Annotated in this window: 16 protein-coding genes; 4 read left to right on the top strand and 12 right to left on the bottom strand. The window is 58.8% G+C overall.

What is annotated here, in order from left to right; all coding sequences use genetic code 11:
• Window positions 1-13: 13 nt before the first annotated feature.
• Window positions 14-481: a MarR family winged helix-turn-helix transcriptional regulator gene (locus FHT69_RS14530; RefSeq protein WP_097623340.1), complete on the bottom strand. Its 468-nt coding sequence runs from the start codon at window positions 479-481 to the stop codon at window positions 14-16.
• A gap of 142 nt (window positions 482-623) precedes the next feature.
• Between FHT69_RS14530 and FHT69_RS14525 the strand changes: the two genes are divergently transcribed.
• Both FHT69_RS14525 and FHT69_RS14520 read left to right on the top strand, forming a co-directional pair.
• The gene (locus FHT69_RS14525) at window positions 624-1,418 is read left to right on the top strand and encodes an alpha/beta fold hydrolase (RefSeq protein WP_127429979.1); all 795 of its coding nucleotides are present in this window, start codon (window positions 624-626) and stop codon (window positions 1,416-1,418) included.
• 182 nt (window positions 1,419-1,600) lie between these two features.
• The gene (locus FHT69_RS14520; protein ID WP_183905533.1) at window positions 1,601-3,223 is read left to right on the top strand and encodes a GMC family oxidoreductase; all 1,623 of its coding nucleotides are present in this window, start codon (window positions 1,601-1,603) and stop codon (window positions 3,221-3,223) included.
• A 150-nt stretch (window positions 3,224-3,373) separates the two neighbouring features.
• Here FHT69_RS14520 and FHT69_RS14515 read toward each other — a convergent pair whose 3' ends face one another.
• The 11 genes from FHT69_RS14515 to FHT69_RS14465 form a co-directional block, all read right to left on the bottom strand.
• Window positions 3,374-4,282: an alpha/beta fold hydrolase gene (locus tag FHT69_RS14515; RefSeq protein ID WP_183905532.1), complete on the bottom strand. Its 909-nt coding sequence runs from the start codon at window positions 4,280-4,282 to the stop codon at window positions 3,374-3,376.
• Window positions 4,283-4,374: 92 nt separating this feature from the next.
• Entirely contained in the window at window positions 4,375-4,830 is a 456-nt protein-coding gene (locus FHT69_RS14510) for a GlcG/HbpS family heme-binding protein (protein WP_246780720.1), read from the bottom strand.
• A 19-nt stretch (window positions 4,831-4,849) separates the two neighbouring features.
• Window positions 4,850-5,569, bottom strand: coding sequence for a hypothetical protein (locus tag FHT69_RS14505; protein ID WP_183905531.1), 720 nt, complete (start codon window positions 5,567-5,569; stop codon window positions 4,850-4,852).
• Window positions 5,570-5,602: 33 nt separating this feature from the next.
• Window positions 5,603-6,433, bottom strand: coding sequence for an alpha/beta fold hydrolase (locus FHT69_RS14500; RefSeq protein ID WP_127429984.1), 831 nt, complete (start codon window positions 6,431-6,433; stop codon window positions 5,603-5,605).
• A 144-nt stretch (window positions 6,434-6,577) separates the two neighbouring features.
• Window positions 6,578-6,733, bottom strand: a complete 156-nt coding sequence (locus FHT69_RS14495) for a hypothetical protein (RefSeq protein ID WP_210304244.1) — start codon at window positions 6,731-6,733, stop codon at window positions 6,578-6,580.
• A 497-nt stretch (window positions 6,734-7,230) separates the two neighbouring features.
• Window positions 7,231-7,989 carry an SDR family oxidoreductase gene (locus FHT69_RS14490; protein ID WP_183905530.1) on the bottom strand — a complete coding sequence of 253 codons (759 nt, stop codon included), beginning with the start codon at window positions 7,987-7,989 and terminating at the stop codon, window positions 7,231-7,233.
• Window positions 7,990-8,668: 679 nt separating this feature from the next.
• Window positions 8,669-9,619 (bottom strand): GlxA family transcriptional regulator, encoded by a 951-nt coding sequence (locus FHT69_RS14485; RefSeq protein ID WP_097623345.1) that lies wholly within the window; start codon window positions 9,617-9,619, stop codon window positions 8,669-8,671.
• A gap of 1,060 nt (window positions 9,620-10,679) precedes the next feature.
• Window positions 10,680-11,456, bottom strand: a complete 777-nt coding sequence (locus FHT69_RS14480; RefSeq protein WP_097544138.1) for an ABC transporter permease — start codon at window positions 11,454-11,456, stop codon at window positions 10,680-10,682.
• Window positions 11,440-12,270 (bottom strand): ABC transporter ATP-binding protein, encoded by an 831-nt coding sequence (locus tag FHT69_RS14475; RefSeq protein WP_097544139.1) that lies wholly within the window; start codon window positions 12,268-12,270, stop codon window positions 11,440-11,442. Before FHT69_RS14475 ends, FHT69_RS14480 begins: the two co-directional genes overlap by 17 nt.
• A 15-nt stretch (window positions 12,271-12,285) precedes the next feature.
• Window positions 12,286-13,287 (bottom strand): ABC transporter substrate-binding protein, encoded by a 1,002-nt coding sequence (locus tag FHT69_RS14470; RefSeq protein WP_097623347.1) that lies wholly within the window; start codon window positions 13,285-13,287, stop codon window positions 12,286-12,288.
• 47 nt (window positions 13,288-13,334) lie between these two features.
• Entirely contained in the window at window positions 13,335-14,417 is a 1,083-nt protein-coding gene (locus tag FHT69_RS14465) for a 4-oxalomesaconate tautomerase (protein WP_183905529.1), read from the bottom strand.
• 109 nt (window positions 14,418-14,526) lie between these two features.
• Between FHT69_RS14465 and FHT69_RS14460 the strand changes: the two genes are divergently transcribed.
• The gene (locus FHT69_RS14460) at window positions 14,527-15,456 is read left to right on the top strand and encodes a LysR family transcriptional regulator (protein ID WP_097544156.1); all 930 of its coding nucleotides are present in this window, start codon (window positions 14,527-14,529) and stop codon (window positions 15,454-15,456) included.
• A 202-nt stretch (window positions 15,457-15,658) separates the two neighbouring features.
• Window positions 15,659-15,805 (top strand): DUF1127 domain-containing protein, encoded by a 147-nt coding sequence (locus FHT69_RS14455; RefSeq protein WP_097544157.1) that lies wholly within the window; start codon window positions 15,659-15,661, stop codon window positions 15,803-15,805.
• Window positions 15,806-15,845 lie beyond the last annotated feature (40 nt).

Here is a 15,845-nt window from a genome sequence, read left to right as displayed (position 1 = left end):
CATGCACGGCAAATCAGGTCGGCGCATCCCACCCGCCGATCTGGGAGTAGATCGCGTTGCGCAGATAACGCACGTCGCGGTTCAGAGCGGCCAAGTCCTGCGGTGTCTGGGTCGAGGCAGCAAGCAAGGTATCGCTGAGACAGCCAGCCTTGTGCTGCAATGCCCGGCCTTCGTCGGTCAAAGCAATCAACACCTGGCGCTCGTTGCTCAGGTTTCTCGTCCTGCGCAATAGGCCGGATATCTCAAGGCGCTTTAGAAGCGGCGTCAGCGTGCTGGATTCCAGGGCAAGGGCGTTGGCAATGGCACCCACCGTCTGCCCATCTTCGCTCCACAACACATTGAGCACGAGGTACTGCGGGTACGTCAGGCCCAACTCGTCGAGAAGAGGTTTGTAGGCGCGCTGGATTGCAATTCCGGCAGTGTAAATCGCGTAGCACAGTTGGTCGTGCAGGGGGGGTGGGTCGTTATGGCGTTCGGTCATTCTGAGCTCCTGTGGATCTATATATAACCTATGCAACAGCAAAATTAAATATCGCGATAAGAATTATCTTGACGCGCCATCTAAAGTCTGGCAGCTTATGTATATCGCGATAACAGTTATCGCAATTAACGAGGAGACAGCCATGACACGCATGACCACGACCACCGTAGCCGCAATTGCTGCTGCAGCCTCACTGTCCGCAGCCGCATTGCCGGCGAACGCCGGCGACACCATTCCTCAAGACCAGTCCGTGAAAAACGTTGTGCTCGTCCACGGCGCCTTCGCCGACGGCTCTGGCTGGAAGGGTGTTTACGACATTCTCACGAAGCGTGGATATCGCGTCAGCATTGTTCAGAACCCCCTGACATCTCTCGAAGACGATGTCGCGGCTACCAAGCGTGTGCTGGAACGGCAGGATGGTCCGGTCATTCTCGTTGGTCATTCTTGGGGCGGCACGGTCATCACGGAAGCTGGAATTGATGCAAAGGTTGCAGGCCTCGTTTACGTCTCGGCTCTCTCTCCTGATGCAGGCGAGACAACGGCTCAACAATACCAAGGATTTGCTCCCGCATCGGAATTCGTCATCGAGACCACGAAGGATGGCTTTGGATATGTCAGTCCGCAAAAGTTCAAGGCTGGTTTCGCTCATGACGTCAGCGATGCGGATGTTGCGTTCATGAGGGATGCGCAAGTCCCGATCAACATGTCAGCGTTCGGCACGAAGCTCGAACATGCTGCCTGGCACACCAAGCCCAGCTGGGCTGTGATTGCTACCGAGGATAAGGCATTCGATCAGGCCATGCTGATCCACATGGCGGAACGCATCAAGGCGAAGATCACCAAGGTGTCAGCGAGCCACGCCCTGTTCATGACGCAGCCGACGGTGGTCGCGGATACCATTGCTCAGGCAGCCACGGCTGTCTCAGCGAAGAAGTAATGACAGACGCAGTTTCATCGGGACAGCCGCACTGTCCCGATGACGACGAGCAAGGGCTGTCGAACCGAGCGGGGTCGGGCCAAGCGAGCACATAAAAGGCCGCACGATCTCGGACAAGGATCCATTGCCCGATTCCCCAACACTTTTACAATTTTCCTCAATCCATTCACGGAGGTAACCACGTGAAGCCGAATAGTCATGACAAGAAGGCACCCGAAAATCCGCCCATTCCTCAGAGCGAGGTCGATGTTGTTTTCGACTTCATCGTCTGCGGCGCCGGGTCCAGCGGCTCCGTTGTTGCCGCACGACTGGCAGAGAATGAAAACGCAAGTGTCCTGCTGCTGGAGGCAGGCGGGGACGATGCGGCCGAGACCGTTACAAACCCTGCGCAGTGGCCGCTCAATCTCGGCTCGGTCCGGGACTGGGGTTTTGTCGGACAACCGGCACCTGGCCTGGACGGTCGACGTCTTCCTCTCAGCATGGGCAAAGGGCTCGGTGGCGGTTCGAGCATCAATGTCATGGTGTGGGCCAGAGGACACAAGGGAGATTGGGACTACTTTGCCGCTGAAGCCGGCGATGACGCGTGGGGTTATCAGTCCATCCTCGGCTACTATCGCCGGATCGAAGATTGGCAGGGCGCTCCGGACCCAGCGCGTCGCGGCGTGGGAGGACCGGCCTACGTAGCGCAGCCGCAGGCGCCCCAACCGATCGCGGGGGCCTTGTTGAGTGCGGCATCCACTATCGGCATTCCCGTCTACGATAGCCCGAACGGTGAAATGATGGAGGGCCCGGGCGGCGCATCTATCGCTGAGCTGCGGATCCGGGATGGCAAGCGGGAGTCTGTCTTTGGATCCTATGTCCGCCCGCTCATGTCGCGCCCAAACCTGACTGTGCTGACCGACGTACTGGTCACGCGCCTCATTTTCGATGGCAAGCGCGTGACGGGAGTCGAGGTTCTCATCGATGCTCAGCGGCATCAATTCACGGCGCGTTGCGAAACGGTACTGTCGCTAGGCGCGATCAACACTCCGAAATTGTTGATGCAGTCCGGCATAGGTCCGGAAGATGAGCTGCAAGCCCACGGCATTCCCGTGGTTCAACACTTACCTGGCGTTGGGCGCAATCATCAGGATCATCTCGCATTCGGGTGCACGTGGGCATATCGAAAACCAGAAGCCGTCGGTGGTAGCGGCTGCGAAGCAAAACTCTACTGGAAAACCGACTCGCGGCTTGCGCAGCCGGACATTCTTCAGTGCCAGTTGGAGTTCGCTGTGCCGTCCCCGATCGAGACGGGCCTCGAAACACGGCAACATGGCTGGACGATGTTTAGCGGTCTCGCCCAGCCAAAAAGCCGTGGTCGACTGCGGCTCTCCGGCCCCAATATAAATGACCCTATCCTGATCGAACCGAATTCTCTCAGCGCGCCGGAAGACATGGCGGCTGCCTTGGCTGCGGTGGAATTGTGTCGCGAACTCGGAAACAGTGATGCCTTCTCGCCACTGGTGACAGGCGAGGCGGCTCCGGGCGGGCGCGACCGATCGGGGATGATCGACTTTATCCGGCGTTCGGCCGTGACCTATTGGCATCAATCCTGCACAGCCAAAATGGGACGCGACAGCATGTCGGTGGTCGACAGCGAGCTCAAGGTCTACGGCATCGATGGCCTGCGCATCGCAGACTCCTCGATCATGCCGCGGATCACAACTGGAAATACGATGGCACCTTGCGTTGTCATCGGAGAGCGGGCGGCTGATCTCATTCGGGCGACGCATAGCCTTCCGAACTTGAGCGGAGGACTGGCTTAGTCCATCATGAAGAGATTCATGTGAAGCTCGGCGGCCAGCCTAAGCGGGCCGCCGGCTTTTGCGTTAAACGGGCGACGGATCGTAATGGCTCAAGAGCTGAAACCCGCCCAGTGCGAAAACGGTTATGGCAGTCCGCCGCTTTCATCGCGTTCAATGCCCTTGCCGACGACCCTGACAGGCTGCTGCGGCTTGTGAACAGTTACTCTGTTTGTGGGATGGTTCAGATGTCTCCCGATAGCTTCCGGTGATCCACTCAGAGATGAGCTTCCCATAGGTCTCAGCTGCATCTTCCCAGACGAAGTGACCGGCCTCGATCACTTCGGCGCGGCAATGCGGCATGCGATGATTTAGAAACTGCCCGTTCGATGGCGGAACGTACGGGTCGTCCTTTCCTGAAACCACCAATGTCGGTGTCGCTATCGTCGGCAACAACTCCGCCAATCGGGGAAGGTCGCGACGATAGGCGCGCACAAAATCCGCGACCTCGTTCCAGCGCTGCCCTTTGGAAGACGCCCGGTAATCCTCCAGAATGACCTCCGGGATGGGGCCCCGCGCCATGGTCTTGGCCAGCTGATAGACCTGTTCGCCGCCATCCGAGCCGGCAAAGTCGTCCCTTGATGATTCTACAATTTGCCGCAACGGTTCGCCCAGAAGCTCCAGACTGATGCCACCGCTGCCGCCGACGATGCTTTCAAAGCGCTCCGGATTGTTGCTCGCAGCGAAGAGCGCCGCCAGCGTACCGACATCCGGCGCAACGACATGCGCGCGTTCGATGCCAAGCTCATCCATCGTCCGGATGAGGAACTGACCCATCGTCTCGGGCGACATCAGATCCGGCCTGCTCTCGGACATGCCGAAGCCTGGAAGATCGACCGTCGTGACGGGACCCAAGGCGCAGATCCGAGGCCAGACGAGATTGAAGGCATAGATACTCTCGGGCCATGGCGCTGTGATCAGTACCGGCAGGCCTGTGTCCGAAGGCGACCGGACCAATCGGATCTTAAGGCCGTCGATGTCAACAAAGGAGGCAGTTCTCGGCATCAGCAATTCAGTCGTCATAACGGAGATCCTTTTCGATGCGCTAACCCCATCCGGTCGCCTTCGTCATTGCGGACAAACAACCCGTTGTGATTGCGGCCAGTGTCTGGTGGTCACGTTTTTCCTTGCTCGAGGACAGTTGCTTCGAGCGCAGCAGAGGCAATGAGCGCGTCCTGTTCCCCGGAGCCGCCACTCACACCGACCGCTCCTGCGACGTGCCCTTCCAGTTCGATCGGAAGGCCGCCGGGAAGGATGACATATTTGCCGGCGCAGGCATTCCCGACGGTAAAAAGACCCGCGCCCGGCTGGATCATCGGGACGAATGCGGCAGAGGACGCATGAAACGAGCGAGCCGTCTCAGCCTTGCCAAAGGCCAGATCGAACGCCCCCGGCCAGGCGCCGTCCATACGCGCCATGGCGATCTGCTCTCCGCCGCGATCAAGCACGACGATGGCCACCCGGACGCCGATCTCGGTCGCCTTGGTCTCTGCGGCCATGATCGCTGCCATGGCGACGGCCAGACTGACTTCAGGAACATACATCACGTTTTCCTTGGGGGCGGGCAGCATTGCTATCGCCGACTGGCGTTCAGCGCAGCGTTATGTCGGAAAGGTCGATCGACACGACGAGAGGTTCCGGAAGCGATGTCCCGTCGGCCTGACGCGGAAAAATGCGCCGTTCGGTTGGGAATTTGATCTCCGATACCGTCGTGTAGCCGTCGATGTAATGGGCACCCGGCGTGTTGCCGGCGATTTCCACGTCGTAGTCGTGCCGTTTCAGCAGACCGTCCGCATCCACGTAAAGCGTCTGGACGGTGCTGTGGGTTGCGATTCCCTTCGGGAACGTCACCTTGAGACGCTGCCAAGTCTCCTCGTTCTCGCTCCAGTCGGAGAGCTGTTCGCTAACGACGCCAGGAGCGGCCAGAAGGAACGGCATATTGAGATAAGTCCACATGGCAATCCCGACAAAGTAGGCTCGCTGCGGGTCCGTCCACGGCGTCTCGAGCGTGTGGCCGGCGAATGAGGCGCGGGGGGCTTCCAGTTCCTCAAGCACCCGACCCGAGCTGTCCTTGATCTCAACCTTCTCGGGCCGGAACAGAGTAACCTTGCCATCGGCTCCGAACGGATGGTGGGACGCCCATTCATCGCCCAACCCGACCGTGACATTGGTCTCGCCGAGTTTGCCGCCATGGCCCTTGAGGTCCCAGAGCGCACCGCCCTGCTTCAGATGCGCAGTGAGGCCGGTGAATGTCTTCCAGGTGTCGAGGCCGCCATGGGCATCGATGATCTTCTGCGCAAGCGTGTTCATGAGAAGGCCCTTCGAATGGATGCGGATGAGCGTTCAGGCGTTAAGGAAGGTCTGGACGTGCGCGACGAAGGTGTCGGCGTATTGGAAGAGAGCGCCGTGGCCGGAGTCTGGATAGATGATCAATGTTCCGCTGCTCATGTGCTTGAACATCTCGTAGGCGTTGACTGCCGGAAACATCGTGTCGTCGCTGCCATGCACGATAAGGGTGGGCTGGCGGATGGCCTTCAAGGCTGCGTGGTCGGCATCTTTGTTTGCACACCACGCGATGATCGCGGCCGCCTGCGGGTTGCTCACGGCATCACCGCTTTCGGGGTCGCGGCCTTGGCTGCGGGCGGCCGCGCGGTCGACAAAGGCGGAACCTGCGGCTTGGCTCGCCTTGCTCGGCGTAAAGAAGAGGGGAAGGCGCACGTCCCGGGCGTTTTTCGAAAATGCTTCTTGAACCACCTGCAGGAGATGTTCCTCGCCGCCTCCGGGGGCGGAACCTGCGACAACGAGCTTCCGAACCTTGACCGCCGAACCGGCAGCGATCACCTGGGCGAGGAAGCCGCCGAGCGAGAACCCAAGAAGGTCGACTTCGGTCAGGCCAAGCGCCGCCATGAAGCTTTCGGCATCGGCAGACATCTGCTCGACGGTGTCGGGAACGTTGCCGGTGGATGTCCCCACGCCTGCATTGTTGAACACGATGACAGGCCGGTCGGCGGCAAGCGCATTGACCACGCGCGGATCCCAGGCATCCATGGTTCCGGTAAAATGCTGCAAGAAGACAAGCGGAACGCCACTTTCTGCTCCAAGCTTGCGGTAGGCGAAGCGGATGCCGCCAGCTTGAACGTGGAGTGTCGGGGCCGTCTCGAGGGTCGTGCTCATGATCAGTTCCTTTGCGTCATCCGTTGCTGGATGTGTGTTCGTAGAGGATAGGTTTTGGCAGGCCTGTTCAGAATGACGTAAAGACTGCAATTCAGGACGTGCCTGGCGATACGGCCGCCAGCACATCGAGAAGCACGAAAGTCGTCACTTGTGCATCGCCTGCAGGGCCGAGGTGTCGAGGCTGCCGACGGCGGCATAGGGGTTGGGAACCATGCCGATGGACTTGCGGGTCGCGGCAAAGACATCGGCTGTTTCGCCGGTCGCAGCGGTGGCGGCCGGAGTGTCGATACGAGAGGTCATAGGATTGCTCCTTTCGAGCTGTTTCCGTGGCGAAATGATCGCCGGTGGGCGAGGGGATGAGGATGTGGCGATTGCTGTGACAGGAGGAAAGCGTCCGATCTGTCGATCGCAGTCATCGCTTGCTGACGAAGACGGCATTCACTGCGAAGGCGACGAGTTCCGCCGAGGCCGCCAGTAGGCCGATATCCCAGATGACGCCCATGCCTAGGACGGCTGCGCCAAGCCCGATTCCCACGGAGAACCAAAATACATAGTTGACGTGTTGAACGCCAATGGGCTACCGCCGGTACGGCCATGCGGAAGTCCTCGGCCATGACCGGCAAGAGCGGCGCGATCATGAAACCCTCGGTGCCGATGGCGAAGCTCCCGAGCGCAAGGAATCCCGCGCGAACAAATCCATCGTGGGAGGTGTGGGCGAGCGACGCAGACATGGCTTTCAAGCTCCTTGACGTCAGAGCCCGCCGTCTGCGGGCTCTGGCACTGACGGGATGGAGATCTCAGAAGGGGATCGGGTTTGCGGCGATCTCGGCGTTGAAGCCATTGACCAGCGCGTGTTCGTTCAGACCGGGATTGTCACGCAGCGCGCGGATTCCCTCGACGAAAACCTCCGGCGCATCGGTCGCAAGACCCTTCATGGTTTCCACGATGAAGGCATTCAGCGGCATGGCGCGAGGATCGCCGCTCTTCTTGATGAGATCGGTATCGACCCACGGCGGCGCGATTTCCTGCACGGTGACACTCGTATCTCTCAGCATGAAGCGCTGCGACAGAGAGTAGGAATGCAGCGCGGCCTTCGCGGCCGAATAGACGGCGTTGGTCGCGATTGGCACATAGGCAAGGACGGAGGTGTTGTGGATGATCGTCGCGCGGGGCTGGGCCTTCAGATGCTCGATCAGCGCGGACGTCAAGCGTATCGGGCCAAGCAGGTTGGTGTCGAGAATCCGGCGCGACACGCTGTCATCGATGGTCGCGGAAGGATCGTCGAACGGCATGATGCCAGCATTGTTGATCAAGACATTCAGTGTGGGATAGTCGTGGACCAGCTGTGCTGCGACACGGTCGATGTCGGCCGCGTCCGAGATGTCGAGCTCCACACCATCGATGCCGGGGTTGGCAGAAGCCACTTGATCAAGCAGAGCCTTGCGCCGGCCGGCGATGATGACCTTGTTGCCAAGCACATGGAATGCCTCGGCGAGCGCCCGGCCAATACCGGAGGTTCCGCCGGTGATGAAGATTGTGTTGCCGGTCATCTGCATGGAATCGTCCTTCTCTTTCAAATCTCGTGCCGCCATGGCGCCGTCGATGGGTTCACTATGCGTGCTGACTGTCGCGGCTCAAATGACATAAAAACGGCAAATCAGGACATGGGCCTTTTGACGACATAAAAGCCCGGCACGGGGCCGGGTATTGCCTAGAACGGCTGTGACGTTGCGGCCTCAGGCGAGGAGAGATAGATCTTTACGGCAAAATCCTCGATCTCCTGAAACAGGAATGCGTGACCCGCATCAGAATAGAGGATCAGCCTGGCGTCCGGCGCCTGCTGTGAGTGAACGAAGGAGAGGCATCACGTCATGGGCGCCTGGCGACCAGGATCGGCATGCGCGGATCCTTCGCCTTGGGAAAGAACGCGCTGCCAAGTGCAGATTGCTCTGGGTGAGGAGAGCTTCTGTGGTTAACCACGGTCGTCCTGGACGGGCATGCGCCGCAATCCTTGCAATCGACGCCTTGCCACAGAACACCCCAGCCGGATAAAAATTCGTCGCGTCGTTGACCCCGCGTGTCATGACCTGATGCTGAAGCGACAATCCGGACGATTACCTCAGTCGCGACAGCTGCTATTCCGGCAATCGTTTCGGGGGCGCGCCCTTCGGATCGGCCCACGCCTGCGCTATCAAAGTGGATGACTCGTCGATCGGCGGAGAACGGCAAATCCGGTCATGCCGCCGCGCTGTCTTCCATCAGTTTGAGGCTGCGCTTCAGGCTGGCGGGCGGCTGCCCGTAGCTGCGCAGAAAGGCACGGCGCATGCGGTCGCGGTCGGCAAAGCCGGTATCACGGGCCACGATGTCCATCGGATGCCGGCCCTCTTCAAGCATAACGCGCGCAGCTTCCAGGCGCAGCATCTCGACGGCCTTGGCCGGTGACTGACCGGTTTCCTCACGGAAAATCCGGCTGAACTGACGGGGCGACAGGCTGGCTGCTTCTGCAAGTTCCTCGACCGAGAGAGGATTGCGCAAGTTCTCCCGGGCATAGGTCAGGGCACGCTGCACCCGGTCGGATCGTGGCTCCAGTTCCAGAAGCGCCGAGAATTGAGATTGGCCGCCGGGGCGCCGATGATAGACGACGAGTTTGCGGGCAATCGCTCGCGAAAGGGTCGATCCATGATCGTCCTCGATCAGCGCCAGCGTCAGGTCGATGGCCGAGGACATTCCGGCTGAGGTCCAGATATTGCCGTCGCGGATGAAAATTCGGTCCTCGTCTACGGTAACTTTAGGAAATCGGAATCTGAGGTTGGGTGCATGCGCCCAGTGGGTGGTGGCGGTGCGGCCGTCCAGCAGACCGGCCTCAGCCAGCACGAAAGCACCGGTGCAGACGCCGGCAACCCTGCGTGCCTCCTTGCCGGCGCGCGCCAGATAGCCACGCAGCCCTGAGGAGATGGGAGAGGGAACGAGTTCGCCCGCCACCATCAGCGTGTCGGGCATGACGCCCAGCGCCACGGTCTCGATGCCCGTGTTCATCGAAGACCTGACAGTGCCGCCGTGTTCCGATAAGACGGTCAACTGATAACCTTCTTCGCCGAGTTCGGCATTAGCGAGTTCGAAGGCAGCAAGGGCCGCCAGCCCCATAAGCTGAAACCCGTCTTCAAGGATCAGGCCAATCCGTCGCATAGAATTCCTTTCCGCATGGCAAAATGACGATAGCCAAGTCATTTACGTCAAACAACACGACCGGGTCGGTGTTGATATCGAGCAACGACCATATTGTGGCTACTAAAGAGTAGATTTTTAATAGTTGAGCCGAGCAACGGTTCATATTGGTTCTGGAGCGGCAATTCACCAGGCAACTTTCAGTCCGAGGTGGGCAATGTGGCGGCCGGTCCGCGCACGAGCGCCTGGGTGCGTGTTTCCAGCAGACAAAGCCTCGCGATGCGATGGCAGTGTCGTGATAACGCGGCAACAAGGCAGTGCTATTGCCTAATGTTGCCTAATCGCGGCAAGCCGAACTAACGCGTACCCCGCGCCGCCAACTTGATTCAAAAGGTCTGCTCTCATTTCCCTGTCGGTGACGACCTTGATTTTGGTCCATTTGTCTATCTTGGTATCGAGCGGTAGAGGCAGGCCCTCTCGCAGCAAGAGGGTAAGCTCAGGGGCTCTTTCCGACTTATAGATGCAAATCCTCATCACACGGCACCCCAACTGCACAGATTTGTAACAGTTATATTGCAGTGCGTTATCAGCTATTGCAATGCCGCAAAATACTTCTCCGCAAACGTGCCGAGGTATGTTTCCGTTCCGCTGTACATACGCCGCCGCTTCGTCCAGTTATGAGCCTTACATAATGGTAGAACACTCAGCTTTCAGCACTTCGCAAGCTGGTATCGTACACTACTCGCCGTCAACGCATCTGGCGCTGGTATTGCGTCTGCAAGGCAATCACGCAGATCGTCCCGTATCGCGATGCGCTTGTCGCCGAACTCAAGCTTATCCCGACGGACAAGGTCACCACAGGACAAGTGGGCATCATAAGGCATGCCACGTGGTCAACGCGTTTTTGGAAGCCAATCCAATTGAGGTGTTAACCAATGGCTGCTTAATACGCCCACGATTCCAACTTTGAGCCAGCATATCAATCGGGAGCTGGCGGTACTTTCTAACACAAGGCCAAAAAGAACGGAGTGCCGATGGCGGCACCCCCAATCAGAACTCACATGGAAACTAATTCGATTTGTTACGCCGCTCTCTCTTCTGCGGCGTTCGGTCTCCACTTGATGAGCCGGCCTTCCAGAACATCGAGAATTCGATCGATGATGAGCACGAACATGGCCAGGATGATGATGCCGGCAAACACCCCCACCGCGTCGAAGTTGCCTTCCGCCTGCGCGATCAGGTAGCCCAGTCCTGCAGAGGAGCCAAGATACTCGCCAATGATGGCGCCGACGACCGCGAAACCGACGGAGGTACGAAGCGACGACAGGATCCAGCTTGCTGCTGCGGGGAAATAGACATGCCGCAATAGATCGGAAGGTTTGGCTCCGAGGATCCTTGCATTCGCGAGGACCACCGGGTTGACTTCGCGGACGCCCTGCATGGCGTTGAAGAAGGTAATGAAGAAAACAAGTGTTACGGCAAGCGCCACCTTCGACCAAAGGCCGAGCCCGAGCCAAAGAACGAAAATCGGGGCAAGCACCACGCGCGGAACGGCGTTGAGCCCCTTGATGAACGGGTCGAGGATCCGGGCGGCGCTCCGGCTGAGACCGAGCCATACACCAGCGGCGACACCAAGGCCCGTGCCAATGATGTAACCGAGCACTGTTTCCGTCAGGGTTATCGAGACGTGCTTGTAAAAGCCCGGGTCAACGATCCAGCTGACAATCTGATTGAAGATATCGAGTGGCGCCGGGAAAAAGAAGACATCAATGAAGCCGGCGGTCACGCCGAGCTGCCAGCCACCGAGGATAAAAACCAGCATACCGAGCTGGATAGTGCGTTCAGTCCCGACGTTCATAGCTTTTCTCCACTTCGCCACGCAGGGAAGCCCAGATATTGCGATACAGATCCATAAAGCGTGGATCGAGTTTGATCTCTGCCACATCCCGTGGCCGCTCGAGATCGACCGGGAAACTTTCGATGACCCGCGATCGAGGGCCGGCGGCCAGAATGGCGACGCGGTCTCCCAGCGCGATGGCCTCTTCAAGGTCGTGCGTAATCATGACCACGGCGCGGCGTTCTTCCTGCCAAAGGCGCAGCAACTCATTCTGCATAAGGTGCCGCGTGTGGATGTCGAGCGCGGAGAAGGGCTCGTCCATCAGGATCACCTTCGGACCGGCAATGAGGGCCTGCGCCATCTGGACACGTTTACGCTGGCCGCCGGAGAGTTGGTGCGGATAGCGGTGTTCGAACCCCTTCAGCCCGACCTTGGCAAGCCAGCTCATCGAACGCTCACGGCGCTCAGTGGCTCCAACACCCCTGAACATCAGGCCGAGCTCGACATTCTCGATGGATGTCTTCCACGGAAGCAGCGCGTCCTGCTGGAAGAGATAGCCAATGTCATTCTGCACGCCCTTTACCGGCGTGCCGTCGATCGTCACCGTACCGCTCGCGGGTTTCAGAAGACCTGCGATCGCGTTCAAAATAGTGCTCTTGCCGCAACCGGTCGGGCCGACGATGGCGAGAAACTCGCCATCGGCAACCGTGAGGTTGACGTCCTGCACCGCGACATAGGAACCAAATGACATTGTCACGGCGTCGATCGATACCATCGACTTTGCATTTTGCTGTCCCGTCGGGATAGGCATGGGGTTTACGACAGCCAAAGACATGGCCTCCTCCTAGGATCAATTGGTGGTCTTATCCGTTACCTTGTCCACGAAAGCGTTCGTGTAGGTTTTGGAAAGATCGATTGTTGCGGCAGCAACCTTTTCGTTGAAGCTCTTGAGGACGGCCAACGGCGTCTGCGTGTCGGTCTCGCTGAACTTGCCGTCCACCGAGAAAATCGGCTTGGCATTCTGGACGGCCTTCACATAGGTGTCCCGGTCGCCGGAGATGAATTCTTCCGGCAGTTTTTCGACAATCTCTTCAGCGCTATGTGTGTTCATCCATGCCAGTGCCTTGACGGTCGCGTTCGTGACCTTCTGGATGGTTTCCGGGTTCTCATCGATATAGGCCTGTGTCGCATAGAGGACGGCGGTCGGATAAATTCCGCCATAGATCTCCTTTGCTCCCTCGTCGCTGCGGGCGTCGATCAAAATCTTGCCGACACCCTTTGCCTCGATAAAGGTCGCCGCGGGATCGTAGTTGACCAGAAGATCCACTTTACCTTGCTCGAGGGCCGCGACTGCGGCCGCGCCGGAACCGACGCCGATCAGCGAGATGTCGTCGGCCGAAAGATTGTTGCGCTGCAGGTAGTAGCGCACGAAGAAGTCGGAAGATGATCCCGGTGCGGTGATGCCGATCTTCGCGCCCTTGATCGTTTCCGGCTTGGTCGGATCGAAGGATGAGTTTTTCCCGCCGGCCAGAACCAGGCCAGAATTGCGCGCAAGCTGGACAAAGCCGACCACCGCCTTGTTCTGCGACTGCATCTGGATCGTATGGTCGTAGAAGCCGACAGCGATATCCGTGGAGCCGGCAACAAGCGCCTGCAGCGTCTTGGAGCCGCCAGATGCGAAGTTTTCGACGGTCACCTCAAGACCTTCCTTCTCGTAAAGACCTAGGCCAGCTGCGACCGGGAAGGGCAGGTTGTTGAGGTTGTAGGACCCGACGCTGATGCGCACAGGTTCCGCAAAAGCCGAACCGGCAAAAGCGACCGTTGCCGCAAGGGCGAGTATAAGTTTGCGCATGTGTATTCCTCCCTGATGCGTGGCGCCCTCCCGGCAACCACTTCCGATTATGCAGCGCAAACCACTTGCGCGATAGGTTTTGCAAAGACCCGGCCCTCGAAGAGGCGTCGGGCCGTCCGCAGGATTCCGGCAACTGTCTTGCCGTCGCGGGTATCCAGTTTTACTTCCAAACGACCGCTTGGATGTTCGAGAACGAGGATGACCGGCGGCTTGCGATTGCCGATCAGTTGCGCAGCGACGGTTCCGTCGCTGATGCAGGCCGTGGCAATCCCAACCGCGCCGGTTGTTGCAAGAGACGGGTGGCATTGGTGCGGCATGAAATAGCGCACGCCGAGATCTCCGCCCTTGTTGGGAGTGGAGATCAACACCGGTTTGGGCGTGACCTGGTTGCTGACATCGCCCATGCCCATACGACGGCCAGCCTCAAGCCGTAGCGTTTCGAGTCGGTGCAGCATTGCGCCGTTGGCGTTAAGCTCGGCTGCAGGTTCGTTTCCCGTCACACGGAGGGCCGCGGCTTCGAGCAGCATCATCGGCATCGCGCAATCGATGCAGGTCACATCGATGCCATCAATCGTGTCGCACGGGTTGCCGGTCGGGAAAAGTTTGCCTGTGCGTGCCCCGGCCGCATCCATGAAGGTCAGCGCGATCGGTGCCGCATTGCCCGGCACGCCGTCGATCGAGGCATCTCCCATGTAGGCAACGCGGGCATCGGGGGTCGGAACCTCCGCTTCGATGAGTTTGCCGGTATTGACGTTGTGAATGCGCACGCGGGTTACGCCCGTCGCCGCCTTGACCAGTCCGGCCTCGATCGCGAACGGCCCGACGGCCGCAAGCATGTTTCCACAGTTGGGCGAGATATCCACGAACTGCTGATCGATGCGGACTTGGGCGAACAGATAATCGACATCAGCATCGGACACAGTTGACGGGCCGACGATGGCAACCTTGCTGGTGACGGGGTTGCCGCCGCCAATACCGTCAATCTGCAGAGGGTGACCCGAACCCATGACTGAAAGCAGGATCTGATCGCGTTGCCGCGAATCCGATGGAAGATCGGATACGAGAAAGAACGGTCCTTTGGAGGTGCCGCCTCGCATCAGAACGCAGGGAATGGAAATCAGGTCGTTCATGGTTGTACCCGCATACTGATGTGATTTATATATCAATCAGCTTCTTTGTTGCAGTAAGCGGCAAAATGATTGATATGGGAAATGCGAATATCAGAGGGAATGATGCGTTATGAGCATCAATTGCGAGATACTGGATCTGCGCGCGTTTCTGTCGGTCGTCGAACTGGAAAACTTCCACCGCTCTGCCGAAGCGCTCAATCTGTCCCAGCCGGCGCTCAGTCGTCGAATTCAGAAGCTCGAGCTGGCAATCGGGGCGCCTTTGCTCGAGCGCACCACGCGTCATGTCTCGACAACCGCCCTTGGCGCGGAACTGATACCTTTGGTGCGACGAATGCTTGAGGAGTTCGACACGTCGCTGTTTGCGGTGCGCGATGTCGGATCTCAGCGCAGCGGCCTCGTGACAATCGCATGTCTGCCGACGGCTGCTTTCTATTTTTTGCCGACCGTCATCAAGCAATTCAGCGCCGAGTATCCGAACATTCGTTTTCGCATTCTCGATCTCCCGGCCACCGACGGACTGCAGGCAGTCGCCCGTGGGGAAGTCGAGTTCGGCATTAATATCATGGGCTTTTCAGATCCCGACCTCATCTTCGAGAGGCTCATCGAAGATCCATTCGTGCTGGCGGCACGCAAGGATCATCCGCTGGCAGCGAAGAGCGAACTCGAATGGGACGATCTGGCGCCCTATCAACTGATCACAGTTCACCGGTCCAGCGGCAACCGTACGCTTCTTGACGCCGCTCTGGCGAAGTCGAACCTGAAACTGCGCTGGTCCTATGAAGTCACACATCTTTCGACATCGCTTGGTTTGGTGGAAGCGGGGCTTGGAATTTCGGTTCTGCCTAAACTCGCCACCCCACAGGAAGAGCACCCGTTCCTCGTCACGAGACCTATTGGCAATCCTCAAATCTCACGAACGATCGGCATTGTGCGTCGTCGCGGTGGGACGCTTTCGCCCGCGGCCGAGCGCTTCATGACAATGTTGATTGGGACGTGGGCCGAAGGAAACCGTGCAACTGAAAGAAAACCGGGATGGTAACCCGCCTACTTAGTGAAAAGTTCGAGGCTGAAAAAAGAGCATTTCCCGTTGCAAAAGAAAACCTTATGCGTCCTGCGCATAGGTGGGGTGAGGGATTGTCGCTGTTTTAAACCGATTGAAACGCCTATATTCCGATCATCGAAACGACGCCGGAACCAAGCAAGGTTGCTGACGTCACATAGCCCTCAGGAAGGGGATTATCATGAACGTAGCACGCTCTTTCAACAACTGGCGCAAGTTCCGTCAGACCGTCACCGAACTCGGCCGCATGTCTAGCCGTGAGCTGCAGGACCTTGGGATCGACCGTGCTGACATCCGCAGCCTCGCCCGTGCATCGATCGCGCGCTAACCGCACATCATTTAGTCTCTCCGACCGCTCGACGCCCGCT

It is taken from the genome of Rhizobium sp. BK008 (assembly GCF_014197345.1).
Lineage (GTDB): Bacteria > Pseudomonadota > Alphaproteobacteria > Rhizobiales > Rhizobiaceae > Rhizobium > Rhizobium anhuiense.
This window is presented reverse-complemented; position numbering and strand designations above follow the sequence as displayed.